Origin of the sequence: Achromobacter sp. NPDC008082, assembly GCF_042957345.1 — a bacterium.
Classification (GTDB): Bacteria; Pseudomonadota; Gammaproteobacteria; order Burkholderiales; family Burkholderiaceae_B; genus Achromobacter; species Achromobacter kerstersii_A.
On the sequence record NZ_JBIBIB010000007.1, the window covers coordinates 519,786 to 535,876 of the forward strand.

A 16,091-nucleotide genomic window follows, 5' to 3' on the forward strand; every position below is an offset into this window, starting at 1 on the left:
TCTAGCGTGTTGCCCCGGCTCCGTGCTGGCGCCGGCCTGGCCTTCTGGTTTTCCAACTTATCTTGGCATCTCAAACGCGTAGACGCGTTTCCATTCGCGCGCCATGTCCACCACGACCCAGCCCTTGCTGTTGGCCTCATCCAGGGCCTTGTCCAGCTTGCCGATCTTTGATTCGCGGTCATAGGCCCATTCACGCTTGGCGTCGGTGTGATGCACCAGACCCGCAAAGCGCTTGCCGGGCCCGGCCATCGTCCATTGCAGCATTTGCAGGTCGCCATCCGAATTGCCGAACGCAAAGATGGGCTGGCGGCCGATGAACTTGTTGATCGACACGGGTTTGCCCGGGCCGTCGTCGTTGTAGTCCAACTTGGGCGTGCGCATCAGCACCGGCTTGCCGTCCTGCATCTGGAACTCGGTGACGAATGTAGTGCCGATCACTTGCTCGGGCGGAATGCCGTAGACATCCTGCGCCCAGGCGCGCATGAACTCCACTTCGCCGCCCGACACGATATAGGTTTTGAAGCCGTTGCCGCGCAGATAGTCGAGCAGTTCGCGCATGGGCGCGTAGGTCAGGCTGGTGTACGGCTGCTTGAAACGCGGGTGCTGCGCCGTTTTGACCCATTGCTTGACCTCATCCGAGAAGGCCTGCGTCGTCATGTTGGTATGCGTCACGCCCACGATCTTCAGCAGGCCTTCGGTGCCGGACGCGGCCAGCGCCTGGCGGTCGCCTTCGATGGCGGCTTTGTACGGCTGCTCTTGCGACCATTCCGGGTGCTTGGGCGCCATCACCTTGATCTGGTCCAGCGCGAAGATCAGCTGGAAGTACAGCGGCTGCTCGCTCCACAGCGTGCCGTCGTTGTCGAAGACGGCAATGCGGTCGGCGGGCGCGACGTAATCCGCCCCGCCCTCTTGGGTAACCGCCGCCACAAACTCCACGATGGCCTGGCGTGACGGCCCATCGTTCCAGGACGGCAGTGCCGTCTGGGCGTGCACCAGATTGGCCAGAAACAGCAGCGCCAGCATGGCGAAGAGGCGTTGCGCGGTGCGCCGGGTCAGGGTCATCGGGGGTCTCCGGAGTGGCGGTCGATCTTGCGGGGATTCAGCGGCAACAAGTCTTCTTGGCGCGCGCGGGCAACGTCGGCGCGGAATGCCTGTCGCCAGCGCGGTGTGGCTAGGCGAAAGGCGTGGAGCCCCCGGGCGGGATTCGGGGTGGCGCCATAGCAATCACGCATCGCCGCGGCCCCGCCATTGCGCAGATCCGGCGCAAGGCCCGCCGTGGCGTCAGCCATCGAGACCGAACGGCGGCTCAAGCGCAGCCAGTGATACAGCGCGTTCAAGCGGCCAGTCGGCTGGGCCAATTCTTTGCGCATGGCGCGGGCGGCATACGGTTCCGACGCCTGCCAACGGACACGCAATGCCCGCGCACGTTCGCGGGTCCAACGTGTGATCCGGCGCCAGCTTGGCCCGCCCAGCCATACCGCCAGCGCCACGACGATCAACACGGCGGCCACCAGCAGCCAGCCGCCGGGGATGCGCACCTGCGCCTGCCTCCCCAGATCTCGCAAATCTTGCTGGATTGAAAATGGCGTCTGGTACGCGGCCCCAGCCTTGGCCTCGAAACGCTCTCCGGGCAACACGGCGCGATCAGCCTGCTTCGTGGTCAGGTTCCACCACGGCAGTTCGACGTCGGGCAACGCATAGGACCCGGCGCGTTCCACCACGTAGTCGATCCGGTCGACCCGTTGTCCGCCTAGAAACCTGCCCCGGCTATCCGACAACTGCGTCAGCACGGGTTCTGAGCGGTACGCCTTCAGGCCCGGCACGTCGGGGCTTGCAGGCGGCGGAATCAGCATGGCCTGCGCGCCTTGCGCCTGCACCGTGATGACGCGGCTGATGTGGTCGCCCACCGACGGCGGTTGCGCGGAATACTGAATCTGCTGGGTCAAATGCACCGCCGTTGCCGCCAGCAGATGACCCGAGCCGGCCGCGGCGCCACCCGGGGGGCCGGAAGCCTGCACGTCCAGCGGCTGCGTCTGCACCGTTAGCGGCCCTTTGGCCTGGCCGGCCTGAACACGGATCGCGATAGCGGGCACTTGCAGCGCGCCCGCCGTCGTCGGGCTGATCAGGTAGGCAAAGCGCAATCCGCTATATGGCACGCCGTCGATGGTGTCGCGGATCAACGTCGCGTCACCGGTGGGGCCCGTCACCATGGCGCCGGGGATGTTCAGCGGCGGCAGTTCTGGCGGCTGCGTAAACCAGGTGGACGTCAGCACATCGACTTGCAAGGTGGCGGTGCCGCCCACCGTCAACGGCGTGTCGGTGGACATGCGTGCCGTTGCGCGCAATTGGGGACCCGAGTCGGTCGGCTGCGGCGGGGTTTGGGCCGGGGCCTGGGTTTGGGTTTGGGCTTGCGCGTACGCATGCGCGCCCAAGGCGATCAGCGCCAACAGCCCCATCAGCCTTCCCAGCCGGCGCATCAACGTCATGGACGGCCTCCCGCCGGTGCGGACGCGCCCCTGCGCGCATCTTCAATCGCGAACTTCTGCTTCAGAAAGCCCGCGGGCGACAAGCTCAGGTTGCGCAACCACACATCATCGGACGACGCTTTGGCTACCTCGACCTGCGTCATTTTGCCCGCGCCTTTCTTATTGTCTTGGGCGACATCGTCGGGCTTTTGATCGTTGTTGTCGTCTTCTTGCTCGGCCTCGATGGCGGCTTGCAGCTTGGCGACCAGCTCGCGGTTCTTCTTGGCTTCCGGAAAGTCTGCGTGCTGACGCAAGGCGCGGTCATACGCGGCAAGCGCGTCGTCATAATGGCGCAGCCGAGCCTGGGTATTGCCTACATAGAAGTTCGCCTCAGCCGTGTCCAGCCGGGCGAACGCCGCCAGGGCCAAGGGGTAGTCGCCCGCGTCGTAGGCGGCGCGGCCCTTCCAGTACGGGTCCTGGAATACGGCGGCGGCGCGGGCGTAATCGTGGTGCTCGTAGGCCCAGCGGCCTTGCTGGTCGGGCGTGAAGAAGGCGTTGGCGATGGCGCCGGCAACGGGGTTGGCGTTGCGGCCAGGGGTGGCGTTGGCGTCGGGGTTTGCGTTGGGGTTTGCGTTGGGGTTTGCATGACCGTCAGGCGCATACCACCCCGCCAGACACGCCAGCATCAGGCCAGCCAGCCAGTTAACGTTCCAGCCGCGCCGCAGGCACAGCAGCGCCAGGATGGCCAGTGGCCAGCACAGCCAGTAGCCCATGTCCTTCCAGTGCACCGCCTGCCCCGCGTTCTGCACTTCCTGGAAATGCCGCTGTGCGTGCAGCGTCACCCAGTCCAGGTCGTCGTCATTCAAGGTCAGGCTGCCCAGCGGTGCGCGCGCGGCTTGCGCCAGTTGCTTGATGGCGCTGGCGTCGAACGTGCCCAGCACGGGCTTGCCGTCCTTGTCCATGCGCGGCTGCCCCCGGGCATCGCGCAACACGCCGCCATCCGACGCACCCGCGGCCAGAACCAGTATCTGGAAGTCGGCCGCCTTGGCCAGCTGTTCCACCTGCGGCAACTGGCTGGTGTCCGCGCCGTCTGTCACCAGCAGCACCGTGCCGCCCGCTTGCGTGGATTTCAATACCGAGGCGGCCACGTTGATCGCGCCGGCCGCATCCTTGCCGGGCGCGGCGATCAGCTCGGTGGCTAAGGACTGGATGAACAGGTCGACAAGACTGGGGTCGTCCGTGGGCGGCAGCACCAGATGCGCGGAGCCCGCGTAGGCAATCAGCCCTGTCTTGGCGCCCGCGCGGCGCGCCAGCAGGTCATGCAGCTTGTGCTTGGCTGCCTGCAAGCGGCTGGGCGGCACGTCTGCGGCGTCCATGGACGGCGACAAGTCCACGGCCACGATCAGCGGCGCCTGGTTGTCGAGAAACGGCGGCAGGTCTTGCTGCCACGTCGGGCCGGCAGCCGCAATGCCGCCCAGCATCAATAGCGCCGCCACCGCATGGATCGGGCGCGGCCCCCGGCTGCCCGGTGCGTTCACGATCAGGTACGGCAACAAGGCGGGCGCAATCGTGCTGCCCCAACCCAAACGACCGCTTGGCGACCGGCCCAGCCACAGCAACAACGCCGCCAGCGGTATCGCCATCAGCCACCAAGGGCGCAGAAAATGGAAGGCGCTCAGGTCGACGTCCACGCGTCTTCCTTGGCAGCGGCACCGCCTGCCTCGCTTGCTGCGTCTGCTCCGCCGCCTGCCGTGCTTGCCGATCTGCCTGCCCAGCGCGCGCGCAGGCTGGCGCCCACATGCCACACCGCCAGCAGCAGCACCGCCAGACCCAGCGGAATCCAGAAGAAGTCCTGCTTGGGCTGATGGCGCAGTTCGCGCACCTCGTGCGGCGTAATTTGGTCCAGCGTGGCGTACACCTGTTGCAGGGACGCCTGATCCTGCGCCGAAAAGAAGCGCCCGCCCGTGGCCTTGGCAATCCGTTGCAGCGCGGCGAAATCCACCTTGTCTTCCCCCTGCGCCTGGGGGTTGCCAATGCCGATGGTGTGCACGGTGATGTGCCGGTCGGCCGCCATCGACGCCGCGCGGTCGGGCGGCACGGCGCTGCCGGTATCGTTGCCGTCCGTCAGCAAAATCAGCACCTTGTCGCGTTCTTTGGCTTGTTCAAGCTGCTTGATCGCCACGCCAATCGCATCGCCAATGGCGGTATTCGGCCCCGCCATGCCGGTTGTCACCTGATCCAGCAGCAGGCTCAGGGTGGCGTGGTCTTGCGTCAGCGGCGCTTGTGGATACGCGGCCGTGCCGAACACGATCAGGCCCAGCCGGTCGTCCTTGCGGCGCGCGATGAAATCCGCCACCACGGCCTTGACGCCGCTCAGGCGGTCCTTGCGCTGCCCCGACGGGTCAACGAAGTCCTGCGTTTCCATCGACTGGGAAATGTCCAGCGCCAGCATCAAGTCGCGCACCGGCAGGCGATGTTCCAGCGGCGGCTCGACACGCTCCGGGCGCGCCAAGGCCAGCACCAGCAAGGCCCAGACCAGAACGTTCAGCGCCAGTTGCCAGCCGTCGCGCCGCACCCCGGGGCGCTGGGGTGACTGCCCTATTGTCCGCGCGACGGATTCAAAAAAAGGAATGCGCAAGGCCCCGCGCCGTTGCACATAGGCGGGCAGATAGCGGTACGCCAGCCACCCCAGCGGCAGCAGGATCAGCAGCCAGGGGTATTCAAGCCGCCACATGGTGCCGTTCCATCCACTGCCGGCTGGCGGCAAACAAGGATTGCAAGCGAGCAGGCGGAATTGCGCGCACCGCGTCGGGCGGCGCGTAGGCCAGCACACGCAGCAGCGCCTCAGTATCTGGCGTGAATGCGCCGCCGTTGCGCGTCATGAATGTCAGCCAGGCCTCGCCCGTCAATGCCCCAACCTGCGCGCGTTCGCCCTCCGGCACCGACGACAGGCCGACACGCTTGAGCAGATCAGGCAATTCACGCGCCGCCAACGTATCTGCCTGCGCGGCGATTCGCAGGGCTTCCAGACGCTGCAAACCGGCGCGGCGGTAGGCGTTGCGCTGGTGCTTTCGCACCGCGCGCCACGCGAGCCAGCCACCCAGCACCACCGCCACCGCCAGCACCACAAGCCAGCCCCACGTTTGCGGCCAATAGCTGACCGGCGCGGGCAACGGCAGTTGCACCAACTGGTCCACCGAGGGCAATGCGCTGTCGGCGCTGGCGTTCATGCGCGCCTCCCTGCCCCGGCTTCACGGCCCAGTTCACGGCGCAATTGCGTCAAGGTGTCGTTGGCCGTGTCGATGGACAGCAGCGGCACATGGCTGCGGCGCAGCAGTTGCGCCACGTCGCGCAGCCGGCCCGTGAAGAAGTCCGACAAGGGCTGATGCACCTGCCGCTTGTCGGCCGCCACCTCAACCTGCAATTCGCCCTGCGTCACCACCAAGCGGCCGCGCAACGGCATGTGCACCGCCAAGGGGTCGTAGACCAGCGTGGCAATCACGTCGTTGTGCGCGGCAAGGGTGCGAAGCAGCCGCAAGGTTTTGTCATCGGCGCCGGCAAAGTCGCTGATCAGGCAGATCAGGTTGTCGTGCGGCGCCTGGGCCAGCGCCCCTTGCAGCGCCTGGTTCAGGCGGCTGGCCGCGTCCACGTCCGGGGCATCCGCGCGCAACGCCTGATTGCGCCGGACGATGGCGGCGAACAAGGCCTGGATGCGTTCGCGGCTACGCAAGGGGCGAATGGCGTCGATGCCGTCGTCGCTGAACACCAGGCCGCCGACGCGGTCGCCCGCCTGATACCCCATCCACGCCGACATGGCGGCCAGCCTTGCCGCCACCACCGATTTGAAGCTGCGCACCGACCCAAAGTGCATGCCCATGCGCTGGTCCACCAGCACCAGCACCGGGCGGTCGCGTTCTTCGCTGTAGGTGCGGATGTAAGGCTTGCCCAAACGCTGCGAGGCCTTCCAGTCCAGTTGGCGCAGATCGTCGCCCGGCAGATAGCGGCGCAATTCTTCGAAGTCCAGCCCGCGTCCGCGCAGCCGCGACCCATGCTGGCCCGCCAGGATGCTGTTGATGGGCTGCCGGCTGGAAAAGCGCAACCCGCGCGCCGCCGGTTCCAACGCCATCAGGTCCGGAATGCGGACATGGACGTCGGGCATGGGCGCGGGGGTGGCCATGGCTGGGCTCACACGGGAATCGCCACAACATCAAGCAATTTGCCGATCACCTGATCGGCCGTCACACCATCCGCCACCGCGTCGTAAGACAAATGCAGCCGATGCCGCAGCACGGGCTTGGCCGCGCTGCGCACATCATCGGGCGACGTGAATTCCTGCCCCGCCAGCCAGGCGTGAGCGCGCGCCACCTTGTCCAGCGCAATGGCGCCGCGCGGGCTAGCGCCCACCTGAATCCAGCGCGCCAGGTCTGCGTCGTAGTCGGCGGGGTGGCGCGTGGCATTGACCAGGTCAACCAGATAGCGGTCCAAGGTGTCGGACACATGCACCTGGTTGATCTCGGCGCGGCACGCAAAGAGCGTTTCCTGCGGCAAGCGCGCATCAACGGGCGCCCCGTTCTGCTGCGATTCCCCGCGCAGCAGCGATAGCATGCGGATTTCGCTGGCGGCGTCGGGGTAGTCCAGCACGATCTTCATGACGAAGCGGTCCATCTGCGCTTCGGGCAATGGATACGTGCCTTCTTGCTCGATCGGGTTCTGCGTGGCCAGCACCATGAACAGCTGGGGCATGCGGTGCGTCGTGCCCGCCACGGTGATCTGCCGCTCTTCCATCGCTTCCAGCAAGGCCGCCTGCACTTTGGCGGGCGCACGATTGATCTCGTCAGCCAGAATCAAATTGCCGAACAACGGACCCTGTTGGAATTGGATGCGGCTATTGCCTTGCGCATCCTGTTGCAACACTTCCGCGCCGGTGATGTCGGACGGCAGCAAGTCCGGCGTGAACTGAATGCGGCTCATGTCCGCCGCCAGATGCGCGGCCAGCGCCTTGACCGTGCGGGTCTTGGCCAGGCCTGGCAGGCTTTCCAGCAGCACATGGCCATCGGCCAGCAGGCCCAGCAACACCTCGCGAATCACACTGTCCTGCCCCAACACGGACTGGGCGATGGCGCGCTCCAGTTCCAGGATGCTGTCGCGGTTGGCTATCGGCATGCCCTATTCCTTAGCGTGGTTGCCGCGTCGTGGCGACGCGATGGCGTCATCGGCTGGCGACGCCGTGCTTGTTGGCCTGGGCCAGCTTCCACTGCTGCGTCGTCATGACCGTGCGGAATCCCAAGTGAGACATCCCGTTCATCGGGTCCGTGCCGCGCCGCGCGCTGGTGCGGTAGCTGATGCAATAGGTATCGCTGCACAGGAATGAGCCGCCGCGTGTCACTCGCTTAGGTGCGCCGGCGGGCACGATGCCGTCATCGGGGTCGAAGCTGTCTGACGGCCCGGCCGGGTCTACCGGCGGTTTGCGGAACTGCGCCTGAATCTTGAAGGCGTCGGCGCGATACCAGTCTGACGTCCACTGCCAGACGTTGCCGGCCATGTCATACAGGCCATAGCCATTGGGCGAAAAGCTGCCCACGGGCATGGTGCCCACCTGCACCTTTTCATCCTTCACAACCGGGAATGGCTGCTGTTGCTGCGTGTCCCAGATGTTGGCCATGGCCTTGCCTTGCGGCAGCAGCTCTTCGCCCCAGGCGTAAGTGGCTTGCTCCAGTCCGCCGCGCGCCGCCATTTCCCATTCCGTCTCGGTAGGCAAACGCTTGCCGGCCCACTTCGCGTACGCCTGAGCGTCTTCATACGACACCTGTACGACGGGGTGATCATCCTTGCCCGCGATCGAGCTGGCGGGGCCTTGCGGATGACGCCAGTTGGCGCCCGCCACATAGCGCCACCAGCGCGAGTAATCACGCAGCGACACCTCGGATTCGGTCCCGACGAACACCATCGCGCCAGGCACCAGCAGGCTGTCATCCGGGCGCGGCGTGCCGGGCGGCAGCTGCACCTTCAAGTCTTCCCACTTCGGTTTTTGCTCGGCCGTGGTGACGTAGCCCGTGGCTTCGACGAAGCGGCGGAACTGCGCGTTGGTGACGTCGTTCACGTCCATCCAGAAGCCGCTGACGGACACCTTGTGCGCGGGCATCTCGTTAGGCTGCGCCAGCTTGTGGCTGCTGCCCATCAGGAACTCACGCGCCGGCACCCAGGCCATGCCGGGCGGGCCGTTCTTGCCATCCCCCAGCACCACCTTGACGGCTTCGGGGCGGCCATCGTCGCCCAACACCAGATAGGCGGTGCTGGCCGCAACGCCCAGCGCCACGCCGCCCAGCAGCAATGCGCCAACCAGGCGGGCCTTGTGTTTTGTTTGCGTTGCCGTCATCTGAATCACCATCCGATATCAAAGTCTTTAAAACACCAGCGTGGCCGTTCCCATGAACGTGCTGGTGCTGTCCAGGCGGTTCGTGCTGCTGATGGTGGGCACCCAGCGCAGGCTTAACGACAGCGAGCGTTTGTCCGCCAGTTTGGTGTCATACGTGACGATCGGGCCCAGCGCCCAATCTCTGCCCTTGAATCCGTTAAGCCGGTCGGCCGTGGGGCCGGTGTCGCTGCCCAGCTGCTGCATCGTGCCCAGGATCAGCCCCGCACTGACGCCGTTGCTAAACATCTTGCGGCCCATCACGTCCATGCTGAAGATGGGCGCATTCTGGTAGTCGGTGGCGTTGTTGCGCGTGTAGAACTGCACGCCCGCCACCGTGTCCAGCTGAAAGCCGGACTCCGGAAAGATCTTCGTGTAGGCCACTTGGGGAATGAACGTCCAGTTGTTCAGGCTGGGGTTGGCCATGTCATTGGCGTTGTACTTGCCGGTGGGCGCCCAGATGTTCAGGCTGAGCGCCATGTGGGACGTTTCGGAAAAGTGATAGCCCGCGATGATCGGGGAAAAATACAGGTCGAACAGGTTCGACGCCTTGTCCGAATCCCCCACCGAGCGGCCGCCCGGCCCTGTCAACGTGGAGTTCACCTTGGTGTAGACATACGGCAAGGTGAAGCTGGACGCGAAGTTCCAGCGTCCGGGGCCGGTGTCCCATGTTTTGAGGACGGTGGCCAGCGTGAACGCCACCTGCCCGTCCAGCCCCAGCGATGTCCTGCCGCCCACCGGCACTTCGCGGCTGCCGCCGATCTTCCCGTCCATATAGATCTGGGCGAAGTTCACCGCCCAGATCGGCTCGGGAGACACGATGCCCGCATTGGGCTGCACATTGGTGCCGGTGATCTGCCGGCCCAGTGCGCCTTCGGTGGCATGGGCAGTGCCGGATGCGGCGAGCGCAGCGATGGCCAACCCGCTACGCCATGACTTCACAACGTTCTGCATGTTCTCAACGCTCTCTACGTTTCGATAGGAATGCAATCAATCAATGGCCGAACGTAATGTTCAACCCAGCGAAAACCGTGAACTGCGGTAAGCCTTCGCCCTTGTGCGCCACCGTCCATTGCGGTTCGACGAAGACGTTGAAGATGTTTTTGTCCACGCGCCAGGCCTTGCCCGCGCCCAGTCCAACGGGGATGTAGTAATCGCTTTTCTGCAAGTCGAACGTCCAGGTCGCCGTCGAACGCAAGTACCAGCCTTGCGGCAAATTACGAATCAGGAATGGCTGGAACGTGGCGGTATTGACGGTGTCGCGCCGGCTTTGGCCTGCGAAAGAATGCTGCCATTCCACCAGCGCCCCCATCAGGCCTTCCTTGCTGGCGCTGACCACGGTGCCGGCCAGCCCTGCTGACCACTTGCCCGCGCCGGTTTCGGAGCTGGTGGCGGTCGGCATCGTCAGCATCGGCCCGATGCCGATGTCCAACGCTCCTTGGCGCAACAGAAAGATGTCGAAGATATTGACGTCGCCCAAGCCGGTTTTGTAGCTGCCGTCTGCTTGAGGCCGGGTACTGACCGGGGCCGTAACGCGAAATATCTGCGGCACGCCAACGAGGTCGCCCGGCGCGATGGGTATCGTTGGCCGGATCAGAAAATCATTGGTATGCGCATTGGTGCCGAATAATTTCGGCGTGTAGTAGTTCTGAAAATTTAGAGACGCCGCCAGATTCAGCGGGTTATTGCTTTTGTTCGCATCGTCGGCGGATTGCGCAGTGGCGCCGGTGGAGAATGCCGCTGTGGCCAAGAACGCCAACCATGAACCCGTGCTTGCCCTGCGTAACTCTCTTGCCTTAGACCTCGTACTGCCCATGCGCTGTTCTCCAATACAGAGATGACAAAATGCAAAGACACGCCGTCGAACTAGGAATCTTCTGTTAATTGTTAATAAAGAAAATAAGAAGAGTTAAATATGCCGCCATATTCGCACAGAGTGTTGCGATCCCCAAGTCAGGCGTCAAGGCGAATATTCCCGCCCGGCGCGCTATGGGAAACGGCCCTTTTATTGCATGGGGTGTTGCAAAAAAACAGCGGAGGCACCCGTCAAGGTGGCTCCGCTGTGCGCGTTATGGCAGTGCGGATTGCGCACTGCCCCAGCCCTGCATCAGCGCGCTTCGGCGCTACCCTGCGCGGCCGGCCGCGCGTGCACCTGATCAATCCGCAAACCATCGCGGCGCGTCACTTCAAAGCCCCAGTCGCGCAAGGCGATCGTGTCGCCCGCCTCGGGAATTCGGCCGACGGCGCGCAGCAGGCAACCGGCCAGCGTGGCGTCCTCGGTATAGTCTTCGGCCAGCGCCGGCGTGTTCAATAACCGCGCGGCCTCGCCCACCGACAAGCGCCCTTCCAGTAGCCAGGAACCATCGGACAACTGCAAGGCTTCGGGCTGGTCTTCGCTGTGTTCGGGCAGTTCGCCCGCCACCGCCGTCAGCACGTCCATCGGCGTGACCAGGCCTTCGCAGACGCCATGCTCGTCCACCACAATCAGCATGTGGTCGCGCGAGGCGCGCAGTTCTTCCAACACCCGCAACACCGGCGTCGTCTCCAGCACATAGCGCGGTTCGCGAGCCAATTCCACCAGGTCAATCGGGCCGGGGTTCTGCAAAAGCGGCAGCAAGTCCTTGAAATGCAAGACGCCCAGCACGTTTGACACGTCTTGCGCGCAGAGCGGCAAGCGCGAATGGCCGCTGGCGAATTTGCGCACGATGACATCCGGCGTATCGGCCACATCCAACCAGACCATGTCGCCGCGCGGCACCATGATGGAGCGCACGTCGTGTGTGCCCACCGACAGCACGCGTTCGATCATGGAGCTTTCCTCGGGCGCAAACGCCGGCTCGTCGCCCGCGCTATCGACCAGCGCGACCACTTCGTCGGCTTGCTGGCCCGCTTGGCCGGCACGCCCCGCGTGCAACAGGCGCAACACGGCGCGCGCCGTGCGCTGGCGGCGTCCCAGCGCGTGCGTGCCTTTGGCGCGATTACGGCGGGCCAGCTGGTTGCACAGCTCAATCAAGATCGAAAAGCCGATGGCCGCATACAGATAGCCCTTGGGCACGTGGAAGCCCAGACCTTCAGCCACCAGGCTGAAACCGATCATCAGCAACAAGCCCAGGCACAAGATCACCACGGTCGGGTGGCGGCCCACAAACGCCATCAGCGGACGGCTGGCCACCATCATCACGGCCATCGCCAGCACAACCGCAATCATCATGATGCTCAGGTCTTGCACCATGCCGACCGCCGTGATGACGGAGTCCAGCGAAAACACGGCGTCCAGCACCACGATCTGCAAGATCACCTGCCAGAACACGGCGTGTTGCGGCTTCTGGCCAGCGTCGTGGCTGGCGCTGCCTTCCACGCGTTCGTGCAGTTCCATCGTGCCCTTGAACAGCAGGAACAAGCCGCCCAGGATCAGGATCAGATCGCGCCCGGAAATTTCCGCGCCCCACACGGTGAACAGCGGCGCGGTCAGCGTCACCACCCACGCAATACTGGCCAGCAGGCCCAGACGCATCACCAGCGCCAGCGTCAGGCCAATCAAGCGTGCTCGATTGCGCTGCTCGGGCGGCAGCTTGTCGGCCAGGATGGCGATGAACACCAGGTTGTCGATGCCCAGAACAATTTCAAGAATGACCAGCGTCGCCAGGCCAAGCCAGGCGGTGGGGTCGTTCATCCAATCGAAAATCATCGTTAGTCCGCAGTAGTCGCAGGTTTGGAGCGCGCACACGCGGCGGCTCCGCCTTGCTGAAAGGTGAGTATGAGGTCAAGCGGGGAGCGTTGGGCGATAAAGCCCGGCGGCGCTTGCGGCGGTGCGCGGCACGCCAATTGAGGCGTGGCTGCGACGACGCGGACCGGATCGGCGCGCCGGGCGGAGCCGGCGGCGGTTGCAAAGCGGAAAGTTTTCGGGCGCCTGGGCGCCCTGCTAGGCGGGGGGTCTTCGGTCATAGTGGGCGGCAATCGCAGGCCTGCCAGGGGCAGCCGTCACGCGCAAGTACCGCCGTGCTCTCGTTCTTACAGGAAGCTGAATCTTACCTGAATCTACATTCCCTGCATGGACGGGACAACCCTGACCTAACGCGGGTCAGCAGACCCGCCTGAGCCTGACGACGCACCCGAACCAGGCATGCCGGCGTTATCCGGCGCACCGGTTTTGCCACCCGGCGTGGTCGATTTTCCATCCGGCATGGGCGCCTTGCCGGCATCCGGCGTTGTGCGCGTGTCACCCGGTTTGCCCTGCCCTTGGCTGCGGGTGTCCGCGCCCGGGTCATCCTGCCTGGGGCTGGAACCGGCCTTGTTCTGCGCATCCGTTTCTTCGGTTGATGGCATTTTCTTCCCGTCGTCCATCCGCGCACCGGGGACGGGCTTGCCGATGGCGTTCGCCGGCGCGGTCTTTTCATCCGCGGTAGGCATGGGCATGGTGGGCGGCGCGGCCTGCGCCACCAGCGTGGTCTCGCGCGACTGCGCGCTGGCCGCATGCCAGGGCAATATTGCAAGGAGTGGGAATAGCAGTAGCAGTTTGTGGCTTTTCATTGTTGTCTCCCAATCTAAAACAGTGACAAACTAAGCGCCGACGGATTAGCGAAGTGTTGCGGTATCTCTTTCGACAAGGGGCAAGTTTCGTGCCTGCCCCGATGCTGGAGTGATGCATGGACGAGCAAGCCCCGGACAATGAACCCCTGAGCCCCCCTGCTCCCGCCGATCAGCCCTTGGCTGGACGGCGCGGACTTCTCAAAGCGTTGGCGGTAGGCGTACCCGGCGCCGCATGGGCCGTCACGGCGCGCGGCGCACCCGGCGAGTCCCCGCCCGCCACCGGGCATGGCGCCAGCCCGCCCGCCGCCTCTCCCGCCAACCGCACCTACAAATTCTTCAATGCCCAGGAAGCGCTGGCGATGGACGCCATTGCCGCGCGGCTGATCCCCGCCGACGAGCTTGGACCCGGCGCGAAAGAAGCCGGCGTCACCCGCTTCCTGGACGAGCAGCTGGCTGGCGCCTGGGGCGCGGGCAGTCAGTTTTACCGGCAGGGTCCGTTTGAAAAAGGCACGCCGGAACAGGGTTATCAGTTGTCATTCACGCCCGCCGAGATGATCCGGCGCGGCTTGGCCGCCCTGGACGCCGCCACCCGCAAGCAAGACGGCAAGCCCTACGCAGAACTCGATGAAGCCAGGCAGGACGCCTGGCTTCATGACTTGCAGGCCGGCAAACCGGATTTTTCACCGCTGCCGTCCGATGTGTTTTTCCAAGCCTTGCTGGACGCCACCATCGAAGGCTTCTTTTCTGACCCGCTGTATGGCGGCAACGCCGACATGGTGGGATGGAAGCTGGTGGGGTTTCCCGGCGCGTTCGCCTCGTTCTCAAACGACATCGAACGCCATGGCGTGATCTGGGCCGGCAAACCGGTATCCATCGCCAATGCCGTCAGCCACAACATGAAGCCGGGAGACGGACATGGCTAAGACCTTACCCGCGGTGGATGTGGCGATTATCGGCGGCGGGTGGACCGGGTCCATCATTGGCAAGGAGCTGGCGGCGGCCAAGCAGCGCGTGGTGGTGCTGGAACGCGGGCAGGCGCGTTGGCCGTCCCCCGACTTCCAAGGCCCGAACGTGCACGATGAATTGAAGTACACGCGCCGGCACGAGCTGCATCAGGACGCCGCCACCGAGACCTTCACGTTTCGCAATTCCACCGACCAAAAGGCGCTGCCCATGCGCCGTTGGCAATTCGCGTATCCCGGCACGCATCTGGGCGGCGCGGGCAATCACTGGTCGGGCGCGTACTACCGTTTCGACCCCACGGATTTCCGCATACGCAGCCACTACACCGAACGCTATGGCGCGAAGATCTTCGACAAGGAACTGACCTGTCAGGACTGGCCGCTCACCTACGACGAACTGGAACCGTACTTCGACCGCTACGACTACCTGATCGGCGCGTCTGGCCAGGCCGGCAACATCAAGGGCCAGAAGCAGGAAGGCGGCAACCCGTTCGAACCCTGGCGTTCGCGCCCCTACCCCAACCCGCCGATGAAAGTGCCGTACGCGCCCGCGCTGTTCGGCGAGGCCGCCCGAAAGCTGGGCTATCACCCCTATGTGCAGCCGTCGGCGCTCTGTACCCGGCCCTACGTGAACACCGAAGGGCTGCACATGAGCGCCTGTGTGTATTGCGGCTTCTGTTCGAACTTCGGCTGCGAACACTTCGCCAAGGCCTCGCCCCAGGTCTGTATCCTGCCCGTGGCGATGAAGATGGAGAACTTCGAAATTCGCACCGGCGCGCACGTGCTGCGCGTGGAGCTTACGCCGGACAAGAAGCGGGCGCGGGGCGTGACCTATGTGGATGCCGCCGGCGAAGAGGTCTTTCAGCCCGCCGAGATCGTGGTGCTGTGCGCCTTTGGCATCAACAACGTGCGCTTGCTGCTGCTGTCGGGCATTGGCAAGCCTTATGACCCCGTGACGGACACGGGCGTCGTCGGCCGCAACTACACGCACCAGACGACGTCCGGCGTGAATCTGTTTTTTGATGAGTCCGTCAACATCAACCCGTTCATGGGCGCGGGCGCCGTGGCCGTCACCATGGACGACTTCAGCGCCGACAACTTCGACCACGGGCCGCACGGGTTCGTGGGCGGCGGCTATCTGCAAATCCAGGTCGTCAGCGGCGCGCCGATTGGCTACCACCCCACCCCCAAAGGCACGCCCACCTGGGGCGCCGACTGGAAAAAGGCGGTCAAGCGCTACTACAACCACTCGGCCTCCATCACCATCACCGGGTCCGCCCAACCGTGGCGCGGCGGTTACTTGAGCCTGGACCCCACCTATAAAGATGCATGGGGCTTGCCGCTGCTGCGCGTGACCTATGACTTTCCGGATAACGACATCCGCATGTCGGCGTTCCTGACCGACAAGGGCGATGAAATCGGGCGCGCCATGAAGGGCATCGTGCGAACCGAACCCGGGCCGCGCAAGAAACCGTTCTCGGCTACCGCGTATCAGTCCACCCACCTGACGGGCGGCGCGGCCATGGGCGACAACCCCGAGACCAGCGTCGTCAACCGCTACGGGCAAAGCTGGGACGTGCCCAATGTATTCGTGACGGGCGCGGCGCTGTTTCCGCAGAACTCGGGCTACAACCCGACAGGCACCGTAGGCGCCACCGCCTACTGGATCGTCGAAAAAATCAAGGCGGACTACCTGCGTTCGCCGGGGCGGCTGGTGTGATC

Annotated in this window: 14 protein-coding genes; 2 read left to right on the forward strand and 12 right to left on the reverse strand. The window is 64.8% G+C overall.

The annotated features are described in order from the left end of the window. Positions 1–57 precede the first annotated feature (57 nt). From ACFZAI_RS28475 to ACFZAI_RS28530, 12 genes are all read right to left on the reverse strand, one after another. The gene (locus tag ACFZAI_RS28475; RefSeq protein ID WP_391570218.1) at positions 58–1,062 is read right to left on the reverse strand and encodes an HAD family hydrolase; all 1,005 of its coding nucleotides are present in this window, start codon (positions 1,060–1,062) and stop codon (positions 58–60) included. Then, complete coding sequence (locus ACFZAI_RS28480) at positions 1,059–2,486, reverse strand: hypothetical protein (protein ID WP_391570219.1); 1,428 nt, start codon at positions 2,484–2,486, stop codon at positions 1,059–1,061. Before ACFZAI_RS28480 ends, ACFZAI_RS28475 begins: the two co-directional genes overlap by 4 nt. After that, positions 2,483–4,156, reverse strand: coding sequence for a VWA domain-containing protein (locus tag ACFZAI_RS28485; RefSeq protein WP_391570220.1), 1,674 nt, complete (start codon positions 4,154–4,156; stop codon positions 2,483–2,485). Before ACFZAI_RS28485 ends, ACFZAI_RS28480 begins: the two co-directional genes overlap by 4 nt. Then, positions 4,141–5,199 (reverse strand): vWA domain-containing protein, encoded by a 1,059-nt coding sequence (locus ACFZAI_RS28490; RefSeq protein ID WP_391570221.1) that lies wholly within the window; start codon positions 5,197–5,199, stop codon positions 4,141–4,143. The genes ACFZAI_RS28485 and ACFZAI_RS28490 overlap by 16 nt, the downstream gene beginning before the upstream one ends. Next, positions 5,186–5,695, reverse strand: a complete 510-nt coding sequence (locus ACFZAI_RS28495; protein WP_391570222.1) for a DUF4381 domain-containing protein — start codon at positions 5,693–5,695, stop codon at positions 5,186–5,188. Before ACFZAI_RS28495 ends, ACFZAI_RS28490 begins: the two co-directional genes overlap by 14 nt. Then, positions 5,692–6,642: a DUF58 domain-containing protein gene (locus ACFZAI_RS28500; protein WP_391570223.1), complete on the reverse strand. Its 951-nt coding sequence runs from the start codon at positions 6,640–6,642 to the stop codon at positions 5,692–5,694. Before ACFZAI_RS28500 ends, ACFZAI_RS28495 begins: the two co-directional genes overlap by 4 nt. A gap of 8 nt (positions 6,643–6,650) precedes the next feature. Then, complete coding sequence (locus ACFZAI_RS28505; RefSeq protein WP_391570289.1) at positions 6,651–7,622, reverse strand: AAA family ATPase; 972 nt, start codon at positions 7,620–7,622, stop codon at positions 6,651–6,653. A gap of 52 nt (positions 7,623–7,674) precedes the next feature. After that, on the reverse strand, positions 7,675–8,841 hold the full coding sequence (locus ACFZAI_RS28510; RefSeq protein ID WP_391570225.1) for a formylglycine-generating enzyme family protein: 1,167 nt from the start codon (positions 8,839–8,841) through the stop codon (positions 7,675–7,677). 27 nt (positions 8,842–8,868) lie between these two features. Next, entirely contained in the window at positions 8,869–9,831 is a 963-nt protein-coding gene (locus tag ACFZAI_RS28515) for a transporter (RefSeq protein ID WP_391570227.1), read from the reverse strand. Positions 9,832–9,871: 40 nt separating this feature from the next. Next, positions 9,872–10,627: a hypothetical protein gene (locus ACFZAI_RS28520; protein WP_391570229.1), complete on the reverse strand. Its 756-nt coding sequence runs from the start codon at positions 10,625–10,627 to the stop codon at positions 9,872–9,874. Positions 10,628–10,984: 357 nt separating this feature from the next. Next, entirely contained in the window at positions 10,985–12,565 is a 1,581-nt protein-coding gene (locus tag ACFZAI_RS28525; RefSeq protein ID WP_391570230.1) for a TerC family protein, read from the reverse strand. Positions 12,566–12,948: 383 nt separating this feature from the next. Beyond that, a complete protein-coding gene (locus ACFZAI_RS28530; protein ID WP_391570231.1) occupies positions 12,949–13,407 on the reverse strand; it encodes a hypothetical protein in 459 nt (152 codons plus the stop codon). 116 nt (positions 13,408–13,523) lie between these two features. On the opposite strand from ACFZAI_RS28530, the gene ACFZAI_RS28535 reads away from it, so the two are divergent. Both ACFZAI_RS28535 and ACFZAI_RS28540 read left to right on the forward strand, forming a co-directional pair. Continuing rightward, entirely contained in the window at positions 13,524–14,330 is an 807-nt protein-coding gene (locus tag ACFZAI_RS28535) for a gluconate 2-dehydrogenase subunit 3 family protein (RefSeq protein ID WP_391570233.1), read from the forward strand. Next, the gene (locus ACFZAI_RS28540) at positions 14,323–16,089 is read left to right on the forward strand and encodes a GMC family oxidoreductase (protein WP_391570234.1); all 1,767 of its coding nucleotides are present in this window, start codon (positions 14,323–14,325) and stop codon (positions 16,087–16,089) included. The genes ACFZAI_RS28535 and ACFZAI_RS28540 overlap by 8 nt, the downstream gene beginning before the upstream one ends. The last annotated feature ends 2 nt before the right edge of the window (positions 16,090–16,091 follow it).

Coding starts and splice junctions, on each gene's coding strand:
- ACFZAI_RS28475 (WP_391570218.1), bottom strand. CDS start 1,062: ATGACCCTGACCCGGCGCACCGCGCAACGCCTCTTCGCCATGCTGGCG.
- ACFZAI_RS28480 (WP_391570219.1), bottom strand. CDS start 2,486: ATGACGTTGATGCGCCGGCTGGGAAGGCTGATGGGGCTGTTGGCGCTG.
- ACFZAI_RS28490 (WP_391570221.1), bottom strand. CDS start 5,199: ATGTGGCGGCTTGAATACCCCTGGCTGCTGATCCTGCTGCCGCTGGGG.
- ACFZAI_RS28495 (WP_391570222.1), bottom strand. CDS start 5,695: ATGAACGCCAGCGCCGACAGCGCATTGCCCTCGGTGGACCAGTTGGTG.
- ACFZAI_RS28500 (WP_391570223.1), bottom strand. CDS start 6,642: ATGGCCACCCCCGCGCCCATGCCCGACGTCCATGTCCGCATTCCGGAC.
- ACFZAI_RS28510 (WP_391570225.1), bottom strand. CDS start 8,841: ATGACGGCAACGCAAACAAAACACAAGGCCCGCCTGGTTGGCGCATTG.
- ACFZAI_RS28515 (WP_391570227.1), bottom strand. CDS start 9,831: ATGCAGAACGTTGTGAAGTCATGGCGTAGCGGGTTGGCCATCGCTGCG.
- ACFZAI_RS28525 (WP_391570230.1), bottom strand. CDS start 12,565: ATGATTTTCGATTGGATGAACGACCCCACCGCCTGGCTTGGCCTGGCG.
- ACFZAI_RS28530 (WP_391570231.1), bottom strand. CDS start 13,407: ATGAAAAGCCACAAACTGCTACTGCTATTCCCACTCCTTGCAATATTG.
- ACFZAI_RS28535 (WP_391570233.1), top strand. CDS start 13,524: ATGGACGAGCAAGCCCCGGACAATGAACCCCTGAGCCCCCCTGCTCCC.
- ACFZAI_RS28540 (WP_391570234.1), top strand. CDS start 14,323: ATGGCTAAGACCTTACCCGCGGTGGATGTGGCGATTATCGGCGGCGGG.